General features: G+C 44.7%; 27 protein-coding genes, 1 tRNA gene and 1 pseudogene. 6 read left to right on the top strand and 23 right to left on the bottom strand.

The window, feature by feature from the left end:
- Positions 1–2: 2 nt before the first annotated feature.
- The 16 genes from ICE94_RS04470 to gatC form a co-directional block, all read right to left on the bottom strand.
- Entirely contained in the window at positions 3–1,250 is a 1,248-nt protein-coding gene (locus ICE94_RS04470; protein WP_216149273.1) for an AmpG family muropeptide MFS transporter, read from the bottom strand.
- Positions 1,219–1,803 carry a methionine biosynthesis protein MetW gene (gene metW, locus ICE94_RS04465; RefSeq protein ID WP_216149271.1) on the bottom strand — a complete coding sequence of 195 codons (585 nt, stop codon included), beginning with the start codon at positions 1,801–1,803 and terminating at the stop codon, positions 1,219–1,221. Before metW ends, ICE94_RS04470 begins: the two co-directional genes overlap by 32 nt.
- A complete protein-coding gene (locus ICE94_RS04460; protein WP_216149269.1) occupies positions 1,800–2,942 on the bottom strand; it encodes a homoserine O-acetyltransferase in 1,143 nt (380 codons plus the stop codon). Before ICE94_RS04460 ends, metW begins: the two co-directional genes overlap by 4 nt.
- Positions 2,939–3,586: a nucleoid occlusion factor SlmA gene (gene slmA, locus ICE94_RS04455; protein ID WP_216149267.1), complete on the bottom strand. Its 648-nt coding sequence runs from the start codon at positions 3,584–3,586 to the stop codon at positions 2,939–2,941. Before slmA ends, ICE94_RS04460 begins: the two co-directional genes overlap by 4 nt.
- The gene (locus ICE94_RS04450) at positions 3,583–4,272 is read right to left on the bottom strand and encodes a pyrimidine 5'-nucleotidase (RefSeq protein ID WP_216149265.1); all 690 of its coding nucleotides are present in this window, start codon (positions 4,270–4,272) and stop codon (positions 3,583–3,585) included. Before ICE94_RS04450 ends, slmA begins: the two co-directional genes overlap by 4 nt.
- A 7-nt stretch (positions 4,273–4,279) precedes the next feature.
- Positions 4,280–5,182 (bottom strand): acetylglutamate kinase, encoded by a 903-nt coding sequence (gene argB, locus ICE94_RS04445; RefSeq protein ID WP_216149263.1) that lies wholly within the window; start codon positions 5,180–5,182, stop codon positions 4,280–4,282.
- A 128-nt stretch (positions 5,183–5,310) separates the two neighbouring features.
- Positions 5,311–7,371: a TonB-dependent receptor gene (locus ICE94_RS04440; RefSeq protein ID WP_216149261.1), complete on the bottom strand. Its 2,061-nt coding sequence runs from the start codon at positions 7,369–7,371 to the stop codon at positions 5,311–5,313.
- A gap of 50 nt (positions 7,372–7,421) precedes the next feature.
- Complete coding sequence (locus ICE94_RS04435; RefSeq protein WP_216149259.1) at positions 7,422–7,778, bottom strand: hypothetical protein; 357 nt, start codon at positions 7,776–7,778, stop codon at positions 7,422–7,424.
- 2 nt (positions 7,779–7,780) lie between these two features.
- Positions 7,781–8,197 carry an RNA polymerase-binding protein DksA gene (dksA, locus tag ICE94_RS04430; RefSeq protein WP_216149257.1) on the bottom strand — a complete coding sequence of 139 codons (417 nt, stop codon included), beginning with the start codon at positions 8,195–8,197 and terminating at the stop codon, positions 7,781–7,783.
- 125 nt (positions 8,198–8,322) lie between these two features.
- On the bottom strand, positions 8,323–9,396 hold the full coding sequence (locus tag ICE94_RS04425) for a GTP-binding protein (RefSeq protein ID WP_216149255.1): 1,074 nt from the start codon (positions 9,394–9,396) through the stop codon (positions 8,323–8,325).
- A gap of 56 nt (positions 9,397–9,452) precedes the next feature.
- The gene (locus tag ICE94_RS04420; RefSeq protein ID WP_216149253.1) at positions 9,453–10,658 is read right to left on the bottom strand and encodes a class I SAM-dependent rRNA methyltransferase; all 1,206 of its coding nucleotides are present in this window, start codon (positions 10,656–10,658) and stop codon (positions 9,453–9,455) included.
- Position 10,659: 1 nt separating this feature from the next.
- On the bottom strand, positions 10,660–11,613 hold the full coding sequence (gene xerC, locus ICE94_RS04415) for a tyrosine recombinase XerC (RefSeq protein ID WP_216149251.1): 954 nt from the start codon (positions 11,611–11,613) through the stop codon (positions 10,660–10,662).
- Between the two features lie 3 nt (positions 11,614–11,616).
- A complete protein-coding gene (locus ICE94_RS04410; protein ID WP_216149249.1) occupies positions 11,617–12,213 on the bottom strand; it encodes a DUF484 family protein in 597 nt (198 codons plus the stop codon).
- Complete coding sequence (gatB, locus tag ICE94_RS04405; RefSeq protein ID WP_216149247.1) at positions 12,210–13,676, bottom strand: Asp-tRNA(Asn)/Glu-tRNA(Gln) amidotransferase subunit GatB; 1,467 nt, start codon at positions 13,674–13,676, stop codon at positions 12,210–12,212. The genes ICE94_RS04410 and gatB overlap by 4 nt, the downstream gene beginning before the upstream one ends.
- Positions 13,673–15,175 (bottom strand): Asp-tRNA(Asn)/Glu-tRNA(Gln) amidotransferase subunit GatA, encoded by a 1,503-nt coding sequence (gatA, locus tag ICE94_RS04400; protein WP_216149245.1) that lies wholly within the window; start codon positions 15,173–15,175, stop codon positions 13,673–13,675. Before gatA ends, gatB begins: the two co-directional genes overlap by 4 nt.
- A complete protein-coding gene (gene gatC / locus ICE94_RS04395; RefSeq protein WP_216149243.1) occupies positions 15,172–15,465 on the bottom strand; it encodes an Asp-tRNA(Asn)/Glu-tRNA(Gln) amidotransferase subunit GatC in 294 nt (97 codons plus the stop codon). The genes gatA and gatC overlap by 4 nt, the downstream gene beginning before the upstream one ends.
- Positions 15,466–15,532: 67 nt before the next feature.
- On the opposite strand from gatC, the gene ICE94_RS04390 reads away from it, so the two are divergent.
- The 5 genes and pseudogenes from ICE94_RS04390 to rodA all read left to right on the top strand — a co-directional run bounded on the left by ICE94_RS04390 (position 15,533) and on the right by rodA (position 21,079).
- Positions 15,533–16,576, top strand: a complete 1,044-nt coding sequence (locus ICE94_RS04390; protein ID WP_216149241.1) for a rod shape-determining protein — start codon at positions 15,533–15,535, stop codon at positions 16,574–16,576.
- A 28-nt stretch (positions 16,577–16,604) separates the two neighbouring features.
- Complete coding sequence (gene mreC / locus ICE94_RS04385; RefSeq protein WP_216149239.1) at positions 16,605–17,522, top strand: rod shape-determining protein MreC; 918 nt, start codon at positions 16,605–16,607, stop codon at positions 17,520–17,522.
- Entirely contained in the window at positions 17,519–18,037 is a 519-nt protein-coding gene (gene mreD / locus ICE94_RS04380) for a rod shape-determining protein MreD (RefSeq protein WP_216149237.1), read from the top strand. Before mreC ends, mreD begins: the two co-directional genes overlap by 4 nt.
- Before the next feature lies 1 nt (position 18,038).
- Positions 18,039–19,931, top strand: a pseudogene (mrdA, locus tag ICE94_RS04375) (penicillin-binding protein 2); the annotation flags it as partial.
- Positions 19,932–19,936: 5 nt separating this feature from the next.
- Positions 19,937–21,079 (top strand): rod shape-determining protein RodA, encoded by a 1,143-nt coding sequence (gene rodA, locus ICE94_RS04370; protein WP_216149233.1) that lies wholly within the window; start codon positions 19,937–19,939, stop codon positions 21,077–21,079.
- Positions 21,080–21,162: 83 nt separating this feature from the next.
- Here rodA and ICE94_RS04365 read toward each other — a convergent pair whose 3' ends face one another.
- Positions 21,163–21,447 carry an HU family DNA-binding protein gene (locus ICE94_RS04365; RefSeq protein WP_216149231.1) on the bottom strand — a complete coding sequence of 95 codons (285 nt, stop codon included), beginning with the start codon at positions 21,445–21,447 and terminating at the stop codon, positions 21,163–21,165.
- A 128-nt stretch (positions 21,448–21,575) separates the two neighbouring features.
- Between ICE94_RS04365 and ICE94_RS04360 the strand changes: the two genes are divergently transcribed.
- Positions 21,576–22,118 (top strand): hypothetical protein, encoded by a 543-nt coding sequence (locus ICE94_RS04360; RefSeq protein WP_216149229.1) that lies wholly within the window; start codon positions 21,576–21,578, stop codon positions 22,116–22,118.
- Between the two features lie 38 nt (positions 22,119–22,156).
- On the opposite strand, the gene ICE94_RS04355 is transcribed toward ICE94_RS04360, so the two are convergent.
- The 6 genes from ICE94_RS04355 to ICE94_RS04330 all read right to left on the bottom strand — a co-directional run bounded on the left by ICE94_RS04355 (position 22,157) and on the right by ICE94_RS04330 (position 25,528).
- The gene (locus ICE94_RS04355; RefSeq protein ID WP_216149227.1) at positions 22,157–22,510 is read right to left on the bottom strand and encodes a hypothetical protein; all 354 of its coding nucleotides are present in this window, start codon (positions 22,508–22,510) and stop codon (positions 22,157–22,159) included.
- 1 nt (position 22,511) lies between these two features.
- Positions 22,512–23,129: a glutathione S-transferase gene (locus ICE94_RS04350; RefSeq protein WP_216859824.1), complete on the bottom strand. Its 618-nt coding sequence runs from the start codon at positions 23,127–23,129 to the stop codon at positions 22,512–22,514.
- The gene (locus ICE94_RS04345) at positions 23,119–24,051 is read right to left on the bottom strand and encodes a ketopantoate reductase family protein (protein WP_216149225.1); all 933 of its coding nucleotides are present in this window, start codon (positions 24,049–24,051) and stop codon (positions 23,119–23,121) included. Before ICE94_RS04345 ends, ICE94_RS04350 begins: the two co-directional genes overlap by 11 nt.
- Before the next feature lie 65 nt (positions 24,052–24,116).
- Complete coding sequence (locus ICE94_RS04340; protein WP_216149223.1) at positions 24,117–24,947, bottom strand: methyltransferase domain-containing protein; 831 nt, start codon at positions 24,945–24,947, stop codon at positions 24,117–24,119.
- A gap of 34 nt (positions 24,948–24,981) precedes the next feature.
- Positions 24,982–25,380, bottom strand: a complete 399-nt coding sequence (locus ICE94_RS04335) for an MAPEG family protein (RefSeq protein ID WP_216149221.1) — start codon at positions 25,378–25,380, stop codon at positions 24,982–24,984.
- A gap of 72 nt (positions 25,381–25,452) precedes the next feature.
- A tRNA-Phe gene (locus ICE94_RS04330) sits at positions 25,453–25,528 on the bottom strand.
- Between the last annotated feature and the right edge of the window lie 155 nt (positions 25,529–25,683).

The following is a 25,683-nucleotide window of genomic DNA, read 5'->3' as shown; positions in this document are numbered from 1 at the left end:
CATTAATTAGTTGAAGTTTTCTGACCGTTCCATGGAGCAATTTTAGGCAACAACATCAATCCCGGCAAAGCCAGGATAAAACAAAGGATAAAGAAATGGGTCCAGCCGGTGTACTCAACAATAAACCCTGTTAAAGCATTAATGAACGTTCTTGGTACAGCCGACAAACTCGTAAATAGCGCAAACTGTGTTGCCGTAAAACGCGGATTAGTCTCAAGCGCAATATAGGAGGTAAATGCCGCCGTACCCAAGCCCACAGTGATTGCCTCAAATCCAATGACCCAAGTTAACACCCATAAGCTTGGGCCTGATTCCGCTAAAACCACAAAACCCAAAGTGGCGAGCGCCTGTAGTGCACCAAAAATCCATAAGGCTTTATTCACACCGGTCTTTAGCATCCAATAGGCGCCCAATATGCCACCCAATATGCTTGCCCATAAACCAGCATTTTTGGCTACAACACCAATTTCAGTGCGCGTAAATCCCATTTCTATATAAAAAGGGGTGGCTAAGGCCGTAGCCATGGAATCACCCAGCTTATATAAAAAAATGAAAGATAAAACTAGAAGGGCGTAACGCCAGCCCTTACGTTGGACAAACTCATTAAATGGTTCAATGATCGCTTCGCGCATGGTTTGCGGTGGCGGGCCATAGAGCTTGGGCTCTGAAACAAAAAGGGTAGTAATCATGCCAGGCAACATAAAGAGTGCCGTGATAAAAAACACCCAGTCCCAACTGATAATGTCTGACAGAATTAGCGATAAAGACCCTGGGACTAGGGTAGATAATTTATAAGCATTCACAAACAGCGCGGTACCAGAACCCATCTGCTCTTCGGTCAGCCATTCGCGACGATGCGCATCAATCACAATATCTTGGCTGGCAGAGAAAAAAGCAACCGTTGCTGCTAAGGCCACCACGATCCAGATGTCTGACTTAGGATTAAATTGCCCCATGAGCATCACAGCCAACATGACAGCAATTTGCGTAAAAATAATCCAGCCTCGTCTACGTCCTAAAAACGGTAGCTGGAAACGATCCATGGCAGGAGACCATAGAAACTTCCATGTATAAGGCATACCTACTAAAGCAAATAACCCGATTGCTTTAAGGTCAACACCTTCACTCTTTAACCAAGCAGATAAAAGGTTATAAAGAATAAATAGCGGTAATCCGCTGGCAAAACCAAAAGCCACACATACCAATACGGCGCTAGTTTTACTTGGCCCTGCGTGCTCTATAGATTGCAAGACTACCCCTTAGATTAGGCATTAATGAAATTTCTTGCCCCTCGTGTAAAACGACTCGATCCAATAGCTCTAGCCCGACTTCAGGCGCTAAAGCCTCAAAATCGGCAATCGTCAAAACACGCACATTAGGTGTGTTGTACCACTGATAAGGCAATGATTTAGAAACCGGCATACGACCCGTCAGCACAGCAAGACGATGAGACCAATGACCAAAATTGGGGAAAGAAACAACACACTCTTTACCCACGCGCGCAATCTCACTCAAGATTTTGGCAGTCTCATGAATCGTTTGTAGCGTCTGAGAAAGAATGACCGTATCAAAAGTCTTGTCCTCAAACAATGCTAAGCCGCCTTCTAGATCTTGCTGTATGACGTTAATGCCTTTTTGAGCACAAGCCAAGACCTTATCATCAGCCAACTCAACACCGTAGGTGTGGGCCAAGCGCACATCTCTTAAGTGCGCTAACAATGCACCATCACCACAGCCGACATCTAAAACTTCAGTGCCTGGCTTGATCCATTGTGCAATAGCAGAAAAATCAGCGCGCATCATGAGCCCACCTTCTGAAAAATCTGATCAAAGTAGGCGCGCACCACGCCATGGTAGCGAGGATCTTCTAATAAAAAAGCATCATGCCCGTGTGGCGCATCAATTTCTGCATAGCTCACATCTAGCTTGTTATCTAACAATGCTTTAACAATTTCGCGACTACGTTGCGGAGAAAATCTCCAGTCCGTTGTGAAACTCACCACCAAAAACTTCGCATGAACGTTTTTAAATGCGGCGGACAGATCATCATCGCAAGATTTGGCAGGGTCAAAGTAGTCTAGCGCTCTCGTAATTAAGAGATAGGTGTTTGCATCAAAATAATCCGCAAACTTTTCACCCTGATAACGCAAATAACTTTCTACTTCAAATTCAACATCAAAATTAAAGTTGTACTCTTTTGAATCGCCTTCAGCGCGACGTAACTCACGGCCAAATTTTTCAGCCATATCGTCATCTGATAAATAAGTAATATGCCCAATCATTCGAGCAACCCTTAGACCACGGCGCGGCACCACTTGGTGGGCATAGTAGTCCCCACCATGAAAGTCTGGGTCACTTAATATCGCGCTGCGAGCCACTTCATTAAATGCAATGTTCTGTGCCGAGAGTTTTGGGGTCGATGCAATCACGACACAGTTGCGCACACGCTCTGGATACAACATACCCCACGCCGTTGCCTGCATGCCCCCTAGACTTCCGCCCATCACAGCAGCCAAAGTCTTAATACCGAAATGATCAATCACACGCGCCTGAGCATTGACCCAATCTTCCACTGTAACGACCGGGAAACTGGCCCCATAAGGCTTACCTGTTTCAGGATTAATACTCATAGGGCCCGTAGAGCCAAAGCAAGAGCCTAAGTTATTAATCCCGATTACAAAAAAACGGTTGGTATCTACAGGCTTGCCGGGGCCCACCATATTGTCCCACCAGCCCACATCACCCGGCTTATCAACGCTGTGACCGGCCACATGATGTGAAGCATTTAAGGCGTGACAAATTAAGACCGCATTACTTTTATCGGCATTAAGACGCCCATAGGTTTCAACCATCAAGTCATAATTAGCAATGCGAGCGCCACTTTGCAGAACCAAAGGTTCGGCAAAACTTAATTTTTGTGGAGATACCAGCCCAATACTCATGCTGAGAACATAATCCTCATCGGTAGCTCATTCGCGTCCATAGGCATTTTCTTAAAGCCACTACGCGCATATCTATGCCAGCGACCGACGACATAACTCATCATCATGGCGGCTCTTGCACCCACCTCCTGACCATCAGCAGATTGAGCCAAACGGCCTTGAGACTGGGCGATTCTTAAAGATTGCTTAAGAGAAGATTCAATCCTCTCAAAAATTTGTAGTACTCGCTCTTGCAAGCGATCATCTTCCATTAATAATGCGTCCCCCAATAAGACTCTAGTCATACCGGGATTCTTTTCCGCAAAACCTAATAGCACCATGAGAATTTCACGAGCTTGACGATCGCCAGCCTCCTCGCGCTCTGTGATTTGATTAATCAAACCAAAAATAGTCTGCTCAATAAAAACAATCAAACCCTCGAACATTTGTGCTTTGCTGGCAAAGTGGCGATATAAAGCCGCCTCAGACACCTCCAAGCGAGCAGCTAAAGCAGCGGTCGTAACACGCTCGCCCATGGGGTTTTCAAGCATCTGCGCCAAGACCTGCAAAATTTGATTGCGGCGCTCACCGGGTCGCGGCCTCTTTCTAACCGTAGTTTGTTCTTCTGACTCTTTAGGAAGCATTTGGTTAAAAGCAGAGTTCATAGTAGTTTTCGCCAGTGATTGAACAATTGATGTATTGATTGTACTTCGAGACTGAGTCGCCCCCTCTGATGAGTGTAAGCCCTAACATGCCTTTTAAACCATACGGTTTTTAGGCCTAAGCGCTCGTATGCCAGGAGGTGTCCCAAGGTATCGTCGACCAAGACTGCCTGTCGAGGCGACTTACTATAGCGCCGCAATAATCTCCGAATCATCAATTGATCAGGCTTTGGACGCCAACGCGCATGTACGCGCATGTCCTCAACCGCATGAATAGCTACAAAACACTTCTCGATACCAAGCTTATGCATCACCTCTTTGGCATAGGCCTTGGGTGCATTAGTCAGAAGTACTTTTTTGCCTGGCAAACGATTCAATAAATGACGTAATCCTCGCTCACCCCTCACCAGATTAGCCAGATCTCCTAGCGGCTTACCGCTAACATCATCAAAACGATGAGTTTCATAAAGGAAGTCATGAGGGTTAATTTGATGATGTTTAATTAAGCCCAGCAATGTGGCGCCATAACGTTGCCAATAATGATGGCGAACGGCACTGGCATCCTCAACCGATAAATCAAGACGACGCGCCACATAGTGCGTCATCGCTTGATTGATGTAGGGAAATACGGCGCTCGATGCGTCGTGCAGGGTGTTATCTAAGTCGAATAACCACCAAGGATGGCGCATGCCATCCTCAATGTGAACGAATCATCGTGCCAAAGGCCTGCTCGGTCAAAATTTCGAGGAGTAATGAGTGCTCGATACGACCATCAATGATGTGCACTGAATTAACGCCACTTTTTGCAGCATCTAATGCAGAAGCAATCTTAGGCAGCATGCCACCAGAGATAGTGCCATCAGCAAAAAGGGCATCGATCTCGCGAGCAGTTAAATCGGTGAGCAAGTTTCCGCTCTTATCCATCACGCCCGGGATATTGGTCATCATGACCAGTTTCTCAGCCTTTAAGATCTCGGCCATCTTACCAGCCACCAAATCAGCGTTGATGTTGTATGCCTGGCCATCTTCACCAAAACCAATCGGGGAGATCACCGGAATAAATGCATCATCTTGCAAGGCTTTCACAACCGCTGGATTGATAGACTCAATTTCACCAACAAAGCCAATGTCTAACATCTCGCCTGCTTTTTCTTTATTGGGAACCATCATCTTGCGCGCATGAATCAAGCCACCATCTTTGCCCGTCAAACCAACGGCCTGGCCACCAAAGTGATTGATGAGCATCACGATATCTTGCTGTACCTCGCCACCAAGAACCCACTCTACAACTTCCATGGTTTCTTCATCGGTGACACGCATACCCTGTACAAAAGTTCCAGCCTTACCCACCTTTTTCAAGGCATCGTCAATTTGCGGGCCACCACCATGAACCACAACGGGATTCATACCAACGAGCTTTAACAAAATCACATCTCGAGCAAAACCTTCTTTGAGGCGCTCTTCAGTCATAGCGTTACCGCCGTACTTGATCACAATCGTTTTGCCATGGTATTTCTTAATGTATGGCAAAGCCTGAGCCAAAACCTCGGCCTTGATTGCAGGAGATACGTCTTTTAGTTCTTTGAGTGGGGCGTTCATGCGCGTGATTCTAAGACCTCAACCCCATCTTGGCTATATGTTTTCAGGGAAAAACTAAAAAAAACTTGTTTTCTGATCCATAAAACGACAAAGGGGCGCTTAGCGCCCCCTTATCTAGGCAAGAAAGCTTAGAAATTAGCTCTCAAACCAACGCGCACAGCTCTAGAACCTGCCATCGTGACGTCACGCATCACAGATGAAGCATTACGCGCCACCTCATTGGTCAAGTTATCGACTCTTACAAACCAGTATGCAGAATTTAAGCCTGGCATCTTAGTACGATATGAGGCGCCCATACCTAACAAGGTATAGCTAGGCGTGGAACCCAAACCATCTGCATAACGATTTTGGCTGGCCGCATGACGTACATCAAATTGACTTGAATAACGTCCCTGTGTGTAGTTGAAAGCAGCACTCAAGCGTAATGGTGAAATGCGAGGCAAAGGAGTACCGTTAGTGCGATCTTCGCCTCGAACATAGTCTGCCTTCCAAGCCAAATCAATTTGACTAGCTTGCTGCATCACACCACGAGCAATAGGAAAACGACCATCGGCTTCTAAACCATAGAGGCGGGCTTTAACGCCTTGATAGTTGTAGCAAGCCAAGCCCGCCTCCTCCGCATGATCACACGATGGATTGCTAGAGCCGGGAGCTGTGGTAAGTCCCTTACTGACCATCCCAATGAAATTAGAAAAGTCACTTACGAAAGCCCCCAATCGTGCTCTTGAGCTATCTGTCTTGTAGTTCAAGGCCACATCGAGCGTTCTGCCTTTTTCTTTCTTTTGATTAACGTTACCAACTTCATACGATCCTGTTGCATGATGTTCACCATCTGCAAACAACTCATAGAAGGTGGGGGCGCGCTCTGTGTAAGAAAGATTGCTCGTTGCCGTCCACACTTTATTTAAGTTTTGACGGTAGCCCAACGAACTAGAAAATGGCTTGAATTTTTTTGCACCACTTTCATCAGACTCACTTCCATTTCCAGCCAAGGCGGAAACTCTGACATCTTCGATACGTGCACCAAAATTGACTGCTTTATCTTTGGCAAAGGCTAACTCTTCGAAAACAAAGAAAGCTTTTGTGTTGGTATTGGAATTAGGCAACAAGGGATGATCAGAAGTCATTCTCAAACGACTCTCAGAAGCTTGTATGCCCCATGCGCCTTTGAGCTGTCCCAAGGCAGTGCTTACTGGAATATGCGTACCTCCGATATGGGCTTCCCAGCCCTTGTTTTTAAATGTAGATTCAACTTCTGAACCTTTAGTTTCGTCATGCTTGTAATCGGTGTATGACATAGAACCATGCAAGGTGCTCAAGAATCCTAACTTGCCATCTAGATTCCTTTGCTCACCTGCAAAAGTAAAGCGATCTTGATTCATATTGATTCGTTTTGCAGAACCTGATTCAAACAAACCAGTACCATAGTCATTTTTGTAGCTATCGATAGATAAGCCTGCATAGCCATGATCTGATGTCGCTGACATACCCACCGAGCCAGATTGTTGATCTGCGTTGGTGTTTTGTAATCGTGAACCAGACTTAATTGCAGAAGATCTCAAAGGATTTCCCGGAATTCTCAAATCATCAGTCTGTCTATAAGCTGCATCAGCGTGGATAGCCAACTTGCCGTTACCTGTGTTGAGAACTGCTGCACCGGCTCTTTCCATCTCGGCACCACCCAATCTCACTTCAGCACGACCATCTGTGCCTTTCTGGGCCGCTTTTGGGATACGGTTGTCGATGATATTCACTGCGCCACCAATCGCACTACCCCCATATTGAAGAGCTGCGGGGCCTCTGACCACCTCAATCTGCTCCACCAAGAGAGGCTCTATCGCAACTGCGTGGTCTGCAGAGAATGATGAAACGTCAAGATTAGCTCCGCCATTGGTCATGATGCGAACACGATCACCATCTAAACCACGAATCACAGGGCGACTTGAATTAGGTCCAAAGTTACTAGAGCTAATGCCGGGTAAATCGTTCAGCGTTTCTCCCAAAGTACTGCTTTGCTTTTGCGTTAGTTGATCGCCCCCAAGAACGCTGACGGGCGCAACTATATCGTTGATATCATTACCCAAAGGATTGGCCGTCACAACGACAGGCGATAAAGTTTGATGAGCGTATGCAGTTGTAGTAAATAAAAAAGTAACAGCCGCCACCAAAGCGGTTTGATTGAACTTCATATGTATTCCTCTAAAAAGTTAAAACTTGCTCATTCGAGCAACAAAATGGTTTAACTATTGAGAGTCGGTGGCGCACGCGCTTCAAAAGGGTGCTGTGGTGGTAATGAAACCTGATAGGTTTCATAGAATCGTATCTTGACATGTTCGAGATCAAGTAATACGGTCAAAAAATTCGGTAAACCATGTAATGCGGCTAAGGTGACTGCATCGTAAGCAGCACAATGATGATGGCCGTGCTGTTGGCTACCCTCGCAGTCATCATGAGCTTTTTGACTAACTTTAGCTATAAGTTCTTGCTGCGCGGTTTGCAAACCGTCAACATGGCCGATTGCGTGCGCAAAGCCTTGCCACTGCGCACTGAGCAAGGCAAAGCATAAACAAACGAGGACGGCACTTCTAGAAAACAAAATTAATCGCCAAATAGTTTCTGACGGAGTTCGCGGCGCTCTTGAGCCTCTAAAGACAATGTGGCAGTTGGTCTTGCTAATAGACGAGGGATACCAATCGGCTCACCAGTCTCTTCACACCAACCATAATCACCAGACTCAATACGAGCCAATGATTGCTCAACTTTTTTCAACAACTTGCGCTCACGATCGCGTGTGCGCAGTTCTAAGGCATGTTCTTCTTCAATCGTGGCGCGATCAGCTGGATCAGGCACGAGCACGTTTTCACGCAAATGCTCAGTCGTTTCATTAGCATGTTGCAAGAGATCCTCTTTCAGGGCCAATAGCTTCGTCTTAAAGAACTCCAATTGTGCGGCGTTCATATAGTCTTTTTCAGACATCTTCAGCAAATCAGCTTCTGTTAGTGGTTTTTTGCTCATCTCATTGTCCTTTCGGGACTTTATTTATTACGCCAATCTCCATGGCGACCTTATCTGTACATTACACCAGCTTACTAAAAAGTATAAGTAACTAGGGTGTTGGATTCTACATGATTCAAATAACACTACACCAAACAGGTCTCCAAGCCTCCTAAAAGCAAGTCCTTAGGTAAATCTGTACCAATAAATACCATCTTGCTTTCTTTCTTATCTTTACCCCATGGTGCCCCAAGGTCAGACCCCATCATCTCATGTACGCCCTGAATAATTACTTTGCGCGCCGAGCCTTTAATGTACAAAACACCCTTGTAACGCATCATCTTAGACCCAAATACAGACAAAACACCACCTAGGAAATCCTCTAATTTCTTTGAATCAAAAGGTCGGTCACTTCTGAATACAAATGACTGAATTCTGTCGGTATGTGATTTAGGTTTTTGCATGAATTGCACAGTTTGGGTCTGTTCACCATGGTGGTGATGGCCACAATCAGGGCCATGTTCATGATGGTCGTGACCGCACTCACTATGATCATGATCATCTTGCTCCAAGAAATGAGGGTCAATCTCCAACTTGTCATTGAGATTAAAGCCACGCAAATCAAGCACTTGGTCTAATGGTACGACCCCTTTACTGATTGCAGAAATAGGCGCCCTGGGGTTCATATGCATCAGACGGTGCTTTAATTTAGCCACCTCTGGCTCTGTGACTAAATCCGTTTTGGTGATAAAGATGCGATCTGCAAAACCGACCTGTTGCTGAGCTTCCACTTGCTGGTCTAACTGCTGATGCCCGTGCTTGGCGTCGACCAAAGTCACCACGGCATCCAAAATATATCGCGTGGCTACTTCATCATCCATAAAGAATGTTTGTGCCACTGGCCCAGGGTTGGCGACCCCTGTTGTCTCAATAACAACCCTGTCAAAGTCAATCTTCTTATCTTTCTTTTGCTCCCACAACTGATTGAGCGCCTCCACCAAATCACCACGAATAGTGCAACAGACACAACCATTGCTCATTTGTACGATTTGCTCATTAGAGTCCTGAATCAGGATCTCGTTATCAATATTTTCTTCGCCAAATTCATTTTCAATCACAGCGATTTTTTTACCATGATGCTCAGACAAAATATGCTTGAGTAATGTGGTTTTACCGCTACCTAAAAAACCACTCAATATCGTTACCGGAATCAATGCCATAGCTTTTTCACATTTCTAATTTAACCAACTAAACAAATATTCTATGCCTTTGTGGCTCAGATACGCTCGAGTAACAAACCTTTGAGGTAATCCCCCTCCGGAAAACTCATCAAAAGAGGGTGGTCAGCTCCAGAAGACAATCTCTTAATCAAGCGAAAATCTAAGGTTTTCTCTTCTACATGGCTCATCGCCTCATAAGAGGCTTGGGCAATTGTTTTTTCAAAGAGGGGCACATCCACAGCGCCTGAGCAGGAGAACGTTAAGAAATAACCCCCTGGCTTGACCAATTGCATACCAGCGCGATTAATTTCTTTATAGGCTCTAAGCGCCTTATCTAAATGATGCGCCGAAGGAGCAAACTTAGGCGGATCTAGTACGACAATGTCAAATTGGCGGCCTTCCTTACGAAACTCTGTGAGCATCTTAAAAGCATCCGCATCAATCCAGTCTGCGCGACTGTCGGCAAATTGATTGAGCTTTTGCTGGCTTTTAGCCAAATTCAAAGCCTCGCCGGAAGAGTCTACGGAAGTGACATGACTAGCACCGCCATAAAGAGCCGCTAATGAAAACCCACCGGTGTAACAAAACATGTTCAATACCGTTTTATCTCGAGCAAGCCCTGACACCATCGCACGGTTATCTCGTTGATCAATATAAAAACCTGTTTTATGCCCTTGCAAGACATCTACGGTATATAAGACGCCACCTTCATTAATTTTTACCAGCGCTTCTTTTAGTTCGCCAAACAATATGCCAGTCGTCGGCTCCAAACCCTCACGCTGCCTCACAGCAGCATCTGAGCGCTCAACAATGGTTTTGCATTGAGTGAGTTCAACCAAAACCTCAACGATTGTTTTTTTCCAATAGTCCATGCCAGCAAATAAGAACTGGCAGACCAAAACCTGATCATATTGATCTACAACCAATCCTGGCAAACCATCACTTTCACCAAAAATTAAACGCACCGCATTGGTATTTTTTACCCAAGCTTGGCGATGGGCTAAAGCTGCGCGTATGCGGTTTTTAAAAAAGACATGGTCAATCGGCTCGCTCTCATTCCAAGTTAAAAGGCGCACCCTAATTTGTGAACTAGGGCTAAACGACCCTTTAGCAATAAATGCCCCTCGATGATCCTGAACGGTCACCGTAGCACCTGGATAGGCTTTGCCATAAACACTCTCAATGGCGTTGCTGTAAATCCAAGGGTGGCGCTTAAGCGCAGCTCTCTCCTTACCTGACTTCAATTGAATAACTGTTGACATATTATTTCTTCTGTTTGGCCCGTGGGTGCGCCTGATCATAGGCGCGAGCTAAGTGCTGAAAATCGAGTGCAGTATAAATTTGTGTACTTGCAATACTCGCATGGCCCAACATCTCTTGTACAGCCCTCAAATCGCCGGATGACTGTAATACATGGCTAGCAAAACTATGCCTGAGCATATGCGGATGAATATGTGTGGGTATGCCCAAGCGCAAGGCTAACTCTGCCAATTTCTTTTGTACAGTTCGAGCGCTTAAGCGCTGTCCTTTTTTATTAATGAACATGGGTTTTTCACCAAACTCACCATCTAACTTGACCTCATTGCGCAACTCTAGCCAACGCTGAATGGCTAGCAATGCTTGCGAACCGACAGGCACTGTACGACGTTTTTTACCTTTGCCGAGTACGTTGACCTCTTTTGCATCAGGATCTATCCAGCCCACCGAGGTATAAGTTTTTGTCTCTACCGGAAAGCAGTCGATACCCAATAATTCCGATAAACGCAGGCCAGAAGAATATAAAAGCTCCAGTATCGCTAGGTCTCTAGTTTGATTAAACCTGTCCTCTGAATCAGATAAGCGACTGGCCCCATCTAACAAGGTTAAGGTTTGTTCAACAGACAAGGCTTTCGGCAAAGCCGTTTTTTTCTTGGGCGCTTTAACGCCATCAACAGGATTTTTAGAGATGAGTTTTTTATGACTGGCTAACCATTCAAAAAACCCTCGCCAGGCCGACAAAATTCTAGCGATTGACTTAGCCGATAAACCTGAAGCGTGCATTCGGGCAGACCATGATCGAACGTCTTCTGAACTTAACTGAGCTAGCTCTCGCCCTGCCTCACTCGTGCGCTCAGCTAAAAGCTTAAGGTCTCGACCATAAGCTGCCAGTGTATGAGGCGATACTTGCCTGACTACTTGGAGCTCAGCCAAGTACTCATGGACAAGATCTTGCATCATGTTTTATTCAGACACTCGTGACAAAGCCGCATCGACTAAAGAGGCGATTTGATTCAGATAATGACGTCCCATATCTGCAGTAAATTTAGCCTCCGCATGACTGGCCAAGACCAACTCTTTTGCCTGTGTGGGCAATGCTACGATTGCAAGACTTTTAACGCTCTCAGCCAAAAGGGCTTTCACAGAATCAGGGGCGTGATTGATAGTGCCGCAATAATCTTTCGCATCAGCCTGGTGCGTCAATAAGATTTGCTCAATACCAAAAATTTCTTTAAGACCTTCTATGACCGCATGCTCTATCTCAGTCTGATTGTGCGCTTGTAACAATGACTTCAACCACTCCACCATGAGCCCCTGCGTGCGGTCATTTTGATTACCAAAATGCAGCATCTCAGACAAACGACGATTTAAAGCTTCATTCTGATCACGTAAAACCTTTAACTGCTTTTCTTGTAAAGAAATTGCGCGCGAATCATGTGTGCTTTTTAATTGGATACTCGCCAGCAAATCAGCATGTCTTTCAAAGAAGCCTGGGGTTGCTTTCAACCACTCCGCGACCAATGCTTCACGCTCTTGTTGTTCTGTTGAGATCTCGCTCATAAGGCTCCCAGTTTTTCAGTCAATATTTTGTTAACTTGTTGCGGATTTGCTTTGCCCTGCGTGGCCTTCATGATTTGACCCACCAAGGCATTAAACGCTTTTTCTTTACCCGCTTTAAATTCGTCAATTGATTTTTGATTTTTAGCCAAAACTTCATCAACAACAGCTGCGAGTGCTCCACTATCACTAATTTGCTTAAGGCCTTTGGCTTCAATAATACGATCGACCGCGTTAGCATCGCTGGCTTTCTCATCCCACAAGATCGTAAAAATATCTTTAGCAATCTTGTTAGAGATCGTGCCATCAGAAATCCTCTGAATTAGCAAAGCTAATTGCTCTGCATTCACTGGCGCATCGGCCGCCACTAAATCAGCTTTATTAAGTGCAGAAGCAAAGTCGCCAATTAAAAAATTAGCTGCCGTTTTTGCCTGATCCTTACTTAATCTCGCCACGAGCTCTTGATAGTAATGCGCAAAGCTCTTCTCTTGGGTTAACACCTGAGTGTCATATTCTGTCAGGGCATACTCAGCTTGCCAGCGCTTGGCGAGCTCGGATGGCAACTCACCCATCTCATTCTTTTCTTTTTCGACCCAAGCATCGGAAATCACCAAAGGCAACAAATCAGGGTCTGGGAAATAACGGTAGTCGTTGGCATCCTCTTTAGTTCGCATGCTGCGCGTCTCTTTACGATCTGGATCGTAAAGTCTGGTTTCCTGAACCACCTTGCCACCGTCTTCAATCAGCTCAATCTGACGTCTGACTTCGTACTGAATGGCTTCTTCCAAAAACTTAAATGAGTTCAAATTTTTTATTTCGCAACGCGTTCCGAACTCCGCCTGACCTAAAGGTCTGACTGACACGTTAGCATCGCAGCGGAAAGAGCCTTCTTGCATATTGCCATCACAGACGCCCAACCATACGACTAGGCTATGCAAAGCTTTAGCGTAGGCAACCGCTTCTGCTGCACTCCTCATCTCAGGCTCTGAAACAATTTCCAATAAAGGTGTGCCGGCACGATTTAAATCGATACCACTTGAAGGCTCACCATGCGGCCCCTGAAAATCCTCATGTAAAGATTTACCTGCATCTTCTTCTAGATGTGCGCGTGTTAGTTGAATGATTTTTGTTTGACCATCCACCACGATTTTGATTTGACCCCCCTGAACAACCGGGATTTCATATTGGCTAATCTGATAGCCCTTCGGTAGATCTGGGTAAAAATAGTTTTTACGAGCAAAGATACTCACGGGCGCAATCTTGGCACCCACGGCTAAACCAAAACGAATCGCGTGCGCTACGGCTTGCTTGTTTAATACTGGCAACACGCCTGGCAAAGCCAAATCCACGGCACACGCTTGACGGTTGGCTTGTGCTCCAAACTCAATTGAAGCGCCACTAAAAATTTTTGATTGAGTTCTCAATTGGGCATGGGTTTCCATGCCGATGACGACTTCCCACTTCATTGCGCCACCCCACTAAATCCTTCTGGCATTTTTTTATGCCACTCTGTGACTTGCTGGAAAGCATGTGCCATTTGTAACATTCTGGTTTCATCAAAATAATTACCAATCAATTGCATACCTACAGGCATATGATCTGCACCAAATCCACAAGGATGACTCATCGCAGGCAAGCCTGCCAAATTTGGCGATAAGGTAAAGATATCCTCTAAATACATTTGTGTAGGATCTGCGGTTTTAGAACCGATTGTTGGCGCAACACTCGGCGCGACAGGTCCCGCAATCACATCGCAAACTTGAAAAGCATTCTGAAAATCTTGCGCAATAATTCTGCGTAACTTTTGTGCTTTCAAGTAATAAGCATCGTAGTAACCGTGGGACAGAACATAGGTACCAATCAAGATGCGTCGCTTTACCTCAGCCCCAAAGCCTTCTGCACGACTAGTCTTATACATATCCAGTAGATCTTTGTATGCCTTCGCACGATGACCATAACGTACACCGTCAAAACGACTCAAATTGCTCGAAGCTTCTGCAGGAGCAATCACGTAATACACGGGTATCGATAATTCGGTTTTTGGCAAACTCACTTCTACCAGTGTGGCGCCCAAGGATTCGTAGACCTTTATGCCTGCTTCTATGGCCGCTCTGACATCTGCAGCCAAACCTGGCCCAAAGTACTCTTTAGGTAAACCGACTCGAATACCCTTGAGGGGCTGACTATTCGAACTCTCGGTAACTTGAGTAATTCCCAACACATAATCATCCACGTCTTTCGCCAAACAAGTTGAATCACGTGCATCATGACCAGCCATATGCGCGAGTAATAAAGCGCAATCTTCAGCTGTTTTTGCCATAGGGCCCGCTTGGTCCAAAGAGGATGCATAAGCAATCATCCCATAGCGAGATACACGTCCATAAGTGGGCTTAATACCCGTGATGCCACAAAAAGAAGCTGGTTGGCGAATAGAGCCCCCAGTATCTGAACCTGTGGCAGCTGGAATTAAGCCCGCAGCTACTGCAGCAGCTGAGCCCCCAGAAGAGCCACCCGGGACCTTTTCTAGATTCCATGGGTTCTTCGCTGGTCCGAAATAAGAGTTTTCATTGGTGGAGCCCATGGCAAATTCATCCATATTGGCTTTACCGAGACAGACCATCCCAGCCCCCCGATGGCCCAAGCGCTCCACAATGTGGGCATCAAATGGGCTTTGATATCCCTGCAAAATCTTCGAACAGGCCGTTGAATGCCAACCTTGTGTCACGAATACGTCTTTATGCACCAAGGGTAAGCCCGTCAGGGCAGCGGCTTTGCCATTCGCCAGAGCCTCATCCGCAGCTTTGGCTTGAGCCAGACTAAGCGCCTCATCCAAGTCAATGACAGCATTCAACTTTTGGTTATTTTTGATCCGGCTCAAGAAATATTGAGCCAATTCAAATGAGCTTACCTCTTTGTTTTTAATGGATTTTTTAAGATCCGCCAATGTTTTCAGATGCCAGGTCATTCGATCACCTTGGGCACTAAAAAGAGACCTTCAAAACTGGCTGGCGCGTTCTTTAAGTTAGCTTCACGCATATCAGGCTCAGTCACCGCATCCTCTCTTAGAGGTTGGGCAACCGCCATAACCATTTCAATCGGGTGTGCCATAGGGATAACGCCCTCGGTATCGACTGCCTGCATCTTCTCCACCAACTGAAAAACCTTATTCAATTGTTCTAGGCTAGCCGAGGCCTCATTATCAGTGATGGCTAGGCGAGATAAATGTGCAATTTGCTTAACTTCTTCGAGATTCATTTGGTCCGCTACGGTATCATTTAAGGGTTTTAAAACTAATTAATTTACCTATTTTCCTACTTTCACTATGTTTGGTCTCTTTCGCAACTATTTTTCTAACGATTTAGCTATCGACCTTGGCACTGCCAACACTCTCATTTACATGCGCGACAAAGGTATCGTACTCGACGAACCCTCTGTAGTTGCAATCCGTCAAGAAGGCGGACCTAACGGTAAAAAAACAATTTTGGCCGTAGGTAAAGAAGCCAAACAAATGTTAGGTCGCGTACCTGGCAATATTGAAGCCATTCGCCCTATGAAAGATGGTGTGATTGCTGACTTCACAATCACAGAACAAATGCTCAAGCAGTTTATCAAAATGGTTCACGAAACCAAACTGCTCAAGCCTAGCCCACGCATCATCATTTGCGTACCCTGTGGCTCGACTCAAGTAGAGCGTCGCGCGATTCGTGAATCTGCTTTAGGAGCAGGCGCCTCTCAAGTGTATTTGATTGAAGAACCAATGGCTGCTGCTATTGGTGCGGGCCTACCAGTCTCTGAGGCCTCGGGCTCCATGGTCGTTGATATTGGTGGTGGCACCACTGAAGTCGGGGTGATGTCTTTGGGTGGCATGGTTTACAAAGGCTCTGTTCGTGTTGGTGGCGACAAGTTTGATGAAGCCATCATCAATTACATTCGCCGTAACTACGGCATGCTCATTGGTGAACAAACCGCTGAATCGATCAAAAAGACTATCGGCTCTGCTTTCCCAGGCGCTGAAGTACGCGATATGGAAATTCGTGGACGCAATTTGTCTGAAGGTATTCCTCGTAGCTTTACTGTCACCAGCAATGAAATCCTGGAAGCCCTGACAGACCCACTGAATCAAATTGTGACTGCAGTCAAAGTGGCGCTCGAGCAAACTCCTCCAGAGCTCGCTTCTGATATCGCTGATCGCGGCATGATGCTCACCGGTGGTGGTGCATTGTTAAGAGATCTAGATCGCCTCTTGCTTGAGGAAACAGGATTACCCGTTCACGTTGCTGAAGATCCTCTAACGTGTGTGGTGCGCGGTTCCGGCATCGCCCTCGAAAGAATGGACAAACTAGGCGGTGTCTTCTCACAGGAGTAATCCTTACTGAGCAGCATCGAAATGCAAAGTGCAGCTTAGTCCTCCACCACTTTTCAAACATGGCACGCCAGCTTTACTCAAGCTGGCGCTTTGCTTATTGATCAGTTTAGCTTTGATGATTGCTGATTCGCAATTCAAAGCTTTAGAACAAATTCGCTCTATCGCTAATGTCTTGATTTCACCTATTCAAGCAGTGATGCAGGCGCCTCGAAATTTTTTGCGTGCTAGTTATGATTATCTAACCACTAAAGGTTCTCTTGAAGTGGAAAATGAAAATCTCAACAAGCGTGTTGCTGAATTAACTCTATTAGCCAACCAATCTGAGTTACTGCTAAGCGAGAACGCTCAACTACGTAATTTAATTGGGATTGCACAACAATCTAGATTCAAGATTCTGATTTCTGAAATCTTATTTAGCCCGCCCAACCCACTCTCTCAAAGAATCATCATCGATCGTGGCGCCAATGACAATATCAGCCTAGGGCAGGGTGTTGCTGATCACCAAGGTATTGTTGGCCAAGTCGTTCGAGTCATGGAAAACCGATCTGAAGTTGCCTTACTCGATGACCGTGATATGGTCATTCCCATTCAAGTCGCTCGTAATGGTTTACGTGGCGCACTATATGGCAATGGTCGTGGTAGACCTTTAGAACTCCGTCACATGGCAGCGATTAGTGATTTACAAGTCGGCGATATTCTCATGACCTCCGGTATCGATGGCATTTACCCACCCGGATTTGCTGTAGCTACGATTGACAAGATTGATCGTAATGTCGACAAAAACTTTGCGAGTGTTTACTGCTCACCCATCGGCGGCGTGAACCGTTTTAGACACGTGATGATTCTGTTTTATGACGCTAACTACGGGCCACGCCCCACTGCGAATACCCCTAGCGTTAATAATGCTCCTAATAAACCTTCACGCTTATATCGAGGCAAGCCATGATTGAGCAAGGTTATATTCTGCGCCCAGCTAACCCTCTGTTTATTGGCTTTAGTATTTTTGTAGCCTTGCTTCTGAATTTTTTACCCTTTGGTAATGCGCCATGGGTACCCGATTGGCTGCTCATTTGTTTAGTTTTTTGGACGATCTATCAACCAAGACGCGTGGGAGTTGTATGGGCCTTTTTCTTAGGCTTGATTATGGATATCCATAGCGCAAGTCTTTTGGGACAACATGCTTTTATGTACCCTGTAGTTGCCTTCTTCGGCATTAACTGGCAAAGGCGGGTTCTTGGCTTTACACGTATTCAGCAAGCCTTACATTTATTACCATTATTTATCGCGGCTTCGATTTGGCCTTTGGCCGTTAATTGGGTAACCAGCGGGGACATTCCCCTGTGGGCTTGGACTAGTCTATTTTCTGCATTCATAGAGGCGGGGCTTTGGCCAGTGGCAGTATTTCTTTTACTGGCACCGCAACGTAGGCCCACAGATGTCGATTTAAATCGTCCTTTGTAGTATGGATTCTTTTAAGAACAACCAACCCTCCGTCAAGTCTTTTCAGGACAGGCTGAGTGTTGCGCTTGTCTTTGTGATGATATGTTTTGGTTTGCTGTTGTTACGTTTTGTTTGGCTCCAAATTTTCACTCATCACAAACACTATTCGGCGGCAGAAAATAATCGTATTGCCTTAGTTCCTGTTCCAGCTAGCCGAGGTTTGATTGTTGATCGCAATGGCATTGTGATTGCCAGAAACTATTCTGCCTATACGCTTGAAATCAACCCCTCTCAAACCCAAGGCAAACTTTCAGATCTGTTGGATGATTTATCTGAAGTGATCGATATTCAACCGAAAGATCGTCGCAACTTCATGAAAATGGTTAATGAATCAAAAACCTTTGATTCATTCCCGATTCGCACACTCTTAAGCGATGTAGAGGTGGCCCGCTTTACTGCGCAACGCTTTAGATTTCCCGGGGTAGAAATCAAGGCGCGCCTATTTAGACAATATCCTTATGGTGAGTTGGGCTCTCACTTAATTGGCTATATCGGCCGAGTTTCTCAACGTGATCGTGAAAAATTAATTGCTGAACTTGATAGCACGGTCGGTGATGAAAACGCGAATGCAAGAAAAAATATTAGCTTGCAAGGCATGCCTTACATCGGCAAAGTAGGGGTTGAACAAAGCTATGAGGGTGTATTGCGTGGCAAACCTGGCTTTGAACAAGTGGAAATCACCGCGGGTGGGCGAGCTATTAGAACGCTGGCAGTGAGCTCCTCTAGCCCCGGCAATAATCTGCATTTGTCTGTGGACATCAAACTTCAATATTTGGTTGAAGAACTCTATGGCAAAAGACGTGGTGCATTTGTTGCGATTGAACCAGAAACTGGCGATGTTCTAGCTTTTGTTTCTAAGCCTAACTTTAATCCTAATGATTTCGTTGAAGGCATTGATCCTCAGATTTGGAAACAGCTCAATGAGTCTGCAGAAAAACCTTTATATAACCGCCCACTCAAAGATATTCATCCGCCAGGTTCAACGTATAAGCCCTTTATGGCTTTAGCGGCCCTAGAAACTGGCAAACGTACACCTAATCAATCAATCGTTGACCCAGGCTATTTTAATTTTGGTAACCACACCTTCCGTGACGATAAAGTTGGCGGCCACGGAGTAGTGGATATGGCTAAGTCAATTATTGATTCTTGTAACACGTATTACTATCATCTCGCACGCGATATGGGTGTCAATCTAATGCATGACTTTATGAAACCTTTTGGTTTCGGACAGATTACAGGCATTGATTTACAAGGTGAGGTGCGCGGCATACTACCCTCCACAGACTGGAAACAAAAGGCCTTTAAAAAACCTGAGCAACAAAGATGGTACGAAGGCGAAACAATCTCTTTAGGTATTGGTCAGGGCTATAACAGCTTTACGATTCTGCAATTAGCGCATGCAACTGCTACATTGGCTAATCGTGGCATTGTGATGAAGCCCCACATCGTCAAGTCCATTGAAAACCCGATTACTAAAGACAAAAAACTGACTACGCCTAAAGAAAGTTATCGAATTGATCTCAAACCAGAAAACTTAGAGGTCATCAAAAATGCTATGGTCGACGTTAACCGTTTTGGCACATCCTCACGTGTCTTTACCGACGCAAAATATGTAGCGGCCGGCAAGACTGGTACTGCTCAGGTATTTAGTCTGAACTCAAAAAACTATAACCATGGCGCTACCCCTGAATTTTTACGTGACCATGCCCTATATATCGTCTTTGCTCCGGCAGATAAGCCGAAAATCGCCATTGGCATGATTGTTGAAAATGCCGGTTTTGGTGCCGCGCATGCGGCTCCCATCGCTAGAAGGGCACTTGATTATTACCTAGAAGGTCGTTGGCCGAAGGAGGTCCCCGAGTGGAAAAACGCCCCTTAATCCAAAGACTCGATTTTCTTTGGTCTGGCTTTGATAAAAGCTTAGGCCTGACTGTACTTGCCCTGGTCTTTATAAGCATCGTCACCTTTGTTTCATCTTCCAGTGGCGCACACGTGAAGATGATCGATCAAGTGCGCAATCTACTATTGTTTTTTGTAGTGATGTGGACCGTATCACATGTTCCCCCCAAGTGGTTTGAAAAGCTTGCGATATGGGTTTTTCTGTTAGGTGTTGGGCTTTTGATCGCAGTTGCTCTATTTGGCTTGATTAAAAAGGGGGCCAGGCGTTGGGTCAATGTGGGGGTAGTGATTCAGCCATCTGAATTAATGAAAATTGCCATGCCCATGATGCTTGCCTGGTACTTTCAAAGACGGGAAGGGATATTAAAAAATTGGGATTATGCAGTTGCTCTTATTCTGTTAGCCGTACCTGTTGCACTCATTGCCAGACAACCTGACTTAGGTACTGCTTTGCTTGTTTTTGCAGCAGGTATGTATGTCATCATTTTGGCGGGCTTCCCCTGGAAAATCCTCGTACCCATTGTCGGTATAGGCGTCTTTTTTATTCTTCTTATCATCATCTTTGGTGGCTATATTTGTGAACCACAAGTCAAATGGCCCATTCTTCATGAGTATCAAAAAAATCGGGTCTGTACTCTTTTAGACCCAAGCTCTGACCCTTTAGGCAAAGGCTTTCATACTATTCAGTCCGTGATTGCAATTGGCTCTGGCGGCCTATTTGGGAAAGGCTGGCTAAAAGGCACCCAGTCTCATCTTGAATTTATTCCAGAAAAACACACTGATTTTGTCTTCGCTGTTTATTCAGAAGAATTTGGTTTGCTAGGCAATATCATCCTGCTCGGCTTATTCTTCTTACTGGTCAAACGCGGCCTAGAAATCGCCTCCAATGCGCCAACTCTTTTTTCTAGACTATTAGCCGGTTCAATTACGATGATTTTCTTTACCTATGCCTTTGTGAATATGGGCATGGTCAGCGGCATACTGCCTGTGGTGGGTGTACCGCTCCCATTTATTACATACGGCGGCACAGCATTAGTGACCTTAGGTGTTGGTATTGGGATGCTAATGAGCATTCATCGTCATAGACGCTTAGTTCAATCATAAAGAAGCGTTCTAGCTACCCCATAAAATGCCAAAAAAAAGCCTGGTCGCTTAACGCGCCAGGCTGATTAGGTAATTCAGTTGAATTACTTCTTACGCTTGTTCACAGCATCTTTAAATGCTTTACCAGCTGAGAACTTAACTGTCTTAGCAGCTGCGATCTTAATCGCTTCGCCAGTCTTAGGGTTACGGCCTGTACGAGCAGCGCGCTTACCTGAGCTGAATGTACCAAAACCGATTAACTGAACGCTATCGCCCTTAGTAACAGCTTTCTTGATGGTGTCCATCACTGAGTTCAATGCGAACTCTGCTTTAGCTTTAGAAATCTCTGCATCTTCTGCGATAACCGCAATCAATTCTGCTTTATTCAAGTTTTGCTCCTTTGGAAATAAGCTAAATAATAAAAACCGGACTCCTCCTGAGCCCCGCGTTGAATTGTAACCACAAATTATGAAAAATATACAAGGTTTTAATGCTTTTATTTATGTACTATTGAGGGATGGCTATTATTGGCTCAAACTTAATTCAAATTGCCATTAGCGCACTTCTTTATGCTCTTTTATTTGGCATTAATGAACTCCTTTTTTCTAATTTGAGCTTTTCAGATGGGGTTTCTTGGATTTTTTTGCCAGCAGGCTTTCGCTTGGTTCTAACTCTCTTGCTTGGCCTTAATGGTGCTATTGGAATTTCTCTAAGCTCAATCCTACTGGGGGTATTTTTCTTTTTTAGTGACGATCTACTCACTGCCATTTTGGCAGGGACGCTAGGCGGTCTCGCTCCATATATAGCTCTTAAATTAGTATTTAAGAATATGGCCCTTGATCAGGATTTATTTCATCTAGATGGCGGCAAGTTGCTCAACTGTATATTTATTTATGCATTGATTAGCTCTTTCTTGCACCAAATTCTTTTCTATATGACGGGCTATACCGAGCACTTTATTGAAACTTTGGGCGTGATGCTAATCGGTGACTTACTAGGGACATTCGCCATCATCTATCTTGTAAAACTACTGATTAAATTAGCCAAGCTAAAAAATTAGGCTTAAGAGACTGATCTGCACCTAAAGTATTCACTGACCTAATCTAAAGTGATAACGTCCTTAATAAAATAGCCCGTATCTCCAAAACAGCTACTCGGTATCCCGACGTGCTCTTCATAAATGAGAGTCACCTTTTTACCTAAGCTAGCATTAATTTTTTTGACGACCGCCTCATCTTTAACTGTAAAGTTAAATTTCTCAGTAAGCGTTCCAGGGATATTAATCATGGCTAATTCACCTTCCCATGTCTTGCAGATCCAACCTCGATAAGAGATTTTCTGTACAAAACCTGCTCGCTCACCCTGCGAATAACTCCAAGTTAAAACGGCCCATGTGTACAGCGCAAAAAGTATTAGCGCGAGAATCAAGAATGTAATAAATTTTTTAAGCATATTAGTCTGTCCACGTAGGATACTTACGCATAATACGCTTAAAGGCATCCGAGTTTTGATACTTTGCCAACCATGCTTTTAAATGTGGGTAGGACTCCAAGGCATCATCTCGGACTTTTGCGTACTGACGAACAAATGGAAAAATGGCCAGATCTGCAAGAGTTTCTTGATCACTCAGAAGATATGAATGCTGGCTTAAGCCACTCTCATAAATGTCTAAAAACTCTTCACCCGCTAATTTAGCAATCTCTACCTGATCCACTTCATAACGCTCCGGGTACTTAAACCGGTCTAATAGATATTTAAAACGAGTGTCATTGCGTTCAATCCACTGAAGTGAGTCATCCAATGAGGTAGCTAGCAAATTATCCTGTTTGAGCTTGAGTGCCCAAAGCATGATTTCTAGGCTCTCTTCGATGACTTGAACACTATCACTATCTTTCATTAGCAAAACAGGCACAGTGCCTTTAGGTGAAACCTCCAGCATCGAACTGGGTTTTTCTCTTAATGAAATTTCTCTAATTTCGACTACTATGCCTGAACGATCTAAAGCCATCCGTGCACGCATGGCATATGGGCAACGGCGATATGAGTAAAGAATAAGTTGGCTAGCTAGCATTATTTTTATGCTCTAGCATTTTGATTAAAGCACACACGACTTCATTTTTGGGCAAGCTCAAACCCAAGCGTTGTGCCTCGCGCACCAGATAGCCATTCAAATAATCAATTTCAGTCTGACGCCCCTTCATTAAATCTTGTGCCATTGATGACTTTTGTTGCGCCATGCCCTGTGCAATTTGTTGATTAAGCTCAGCTGCTCGCTCCTGACTCAAGGGAATTGCTAATGCATGTGCCACCAACAGACACTCATCACGAAGATCATTCAACAAGTTCAATGTCTGTGGGTTTTTGACCATCTCACCATAAGATATTTGACCCATCGCTGAAACCGCATTGTAAGTACAGTTGACTAGAAACTTCTCCCACATTTTTATTTCTATCGACTCAGAAAATTCTGTCTTTATTTGTGCTTGGTTGAATAGTTGAACTAATACTGAAACAGCATTACTCCTGCCTAATTCAGGCTGGCCAATTAATAAGTCGCCACGACCATAATGCTTCACGTGCCATGGTTTTTGCATGGCTGTGGCAACGTAAACGACGACTGGATAAACTGGGTTATTAATTTCAGCGGCGATTGTTTTCGCATTAGTCACACCGTTCTGAAAGCTCAATACAGGAATATTTTCAGGAAGATATTCTTTTAAGCTCTGAATGGCTGGCAATGTATCGGCTGATTTAACTGCAACAATCAGAATGTCTGCGTGAACTAAATCTTTTAGCTCAGTAGTTGCACGAACCTTCACCCGGGTCTGGTGTGACGCCCACTCTAGATTCAAATAGCCTTGGAAACTCTCTAGATGTTGGGGTTTAACCACAAAATTAACCTCATGCCCCGCGCTAGACAAAAGGCCACCATAGAAGCAACCTACAGCTCCGGCGCCTAATATATATATGCGTGAAGTAGCTTTACCATCCATTATTCAAGGAGTTTAAAAGAAAATGGCTTCGCGCAAGGAAGCCATCAGAATAGGAGGTCTGGCAGTTATCTCTTTGCCACAACCCTTAAGTTAGGGTCATCATTAACGTAGCCCACGATCTCTGAGTTTTTAAGCTCGCCTTTAAATGAATATTTCTTTGACTTGTGCACAAACTCAAATTGAATTTGATGACCTCTGATGCGGCCATCTTCAAAATGGATTGTTCTGCGTGCACCCTGACTTAAACTGCCATCAAAGAATTGTTTCTTTTGCACAACTTGTAACTGGATACTTTCCATACCGGGTAATCCAGTAAAGTGCCATAGGCCATCTATCTGTGCGGGAACAATCCATAAATAGGCGACCTCACCATTCGAGATCCGAATTTCCTGATCAGGCACCCATGACTCCATACGGAAAGTATTTGAAACAACACGTGTACCTGGTTTCATTTTCAGAATCTTAGGCATCAACTTGAAATTTAAGTTGTCGCCTAGATACAAAGTTAAAACGGTTGCTTGAGAAAAATCTTCTACAAAGATATCCCCATGCTTAAACTCGACAATATCTGACACTTTGGCGCGCTCGGCATTGCGCTTAGAAAGGGCTACAAGGTCTTTGTTGTATTCAATACCTACTGAACGCACCTTATATTTTTTAGCTGCTTCAATTGGAATAACGCCGTCACCTGAACCCAAGTCATAGACTATGTCGCCAGGCCTAACCTTAGCTACCGATAGCATTTCATGAGCCATCTCTACTTTAGTGGGTACCCACATCACATCTTTGCCGTGCGTGGCCATTTGCAAATGGAATTTTTCATCCCCATAATTTTTAGTTGCGCAGCCGGCAAGGGCTAGCGCCGCTAAGATAAAAATAGATTTATATAAATTCATAGTTAAATATTTTTTACGTTTCTTGGTTTATTCATTAATACAGCCAGATATAAATTGACCAAACTAAATTCAAAACAATGAGTGCTATGAGAGTATTTAAAGTAAATTTCATACCACTAACACGTTTAGCAAAATTGGGTGGCGGTTCATTAATGCCTATTGCATGAAAAATACGCCCAATGATTAAAGTGCAGCCAGGTATAGCCACTAACCACCAAGGTGCGCCATTTAATTCTAGGCATGCCAACAAAATAATGCCAATAGGAGCATACTCCGCAAAATTACCCTGAGCTCGTATAGCCCTTTCTAAATCTTCAAAACCACCATCGCCCAAAGCTACTCTATTTTTTCTTCTGAGCTTGATAACGGCAAGCGACAATTTAATGAGTATGCCTGCAAGAATGGCGGCAATGATTGATGTGACGATTAACAATGAGGCCTCCTAGGTCAGCCCTCATTATTACCCACAAATAAAAAAACCACCCGAAGGTGGTTTTCTCTATTTTGGTGGCTCGGGGCGGAATCGAACCACCGACACAAGGATTTTCAATCCTCTGCTCTACCGACTGAGCTACCGAGCCAAGAAGCGAGATTATAGCTTATTTGCTCAAAACCATAAAGAAATGTAACCGACTGTATAGACTCTCCTTATGCTTTAAGCATCCTAAGGTTAGTGCGGATGTTTAATCCTGCTAACGGTATGAGTGGTAGAGCAGGGGATTGGTTTTTATCTATG

Source organism: Polynucleobacter sp. MWH-Loch1C5 (assembly GCF_018881775.1).
Taxonomy (GTDB): Bacteria; Pseudomonadota; Gammaproteobacteria; order Burkholderiales; family Burkholderiaceae; genus Polynucleobacter.
This window is presented reverse-complemented; position numbering and strand designations above follow the sequence as displayed.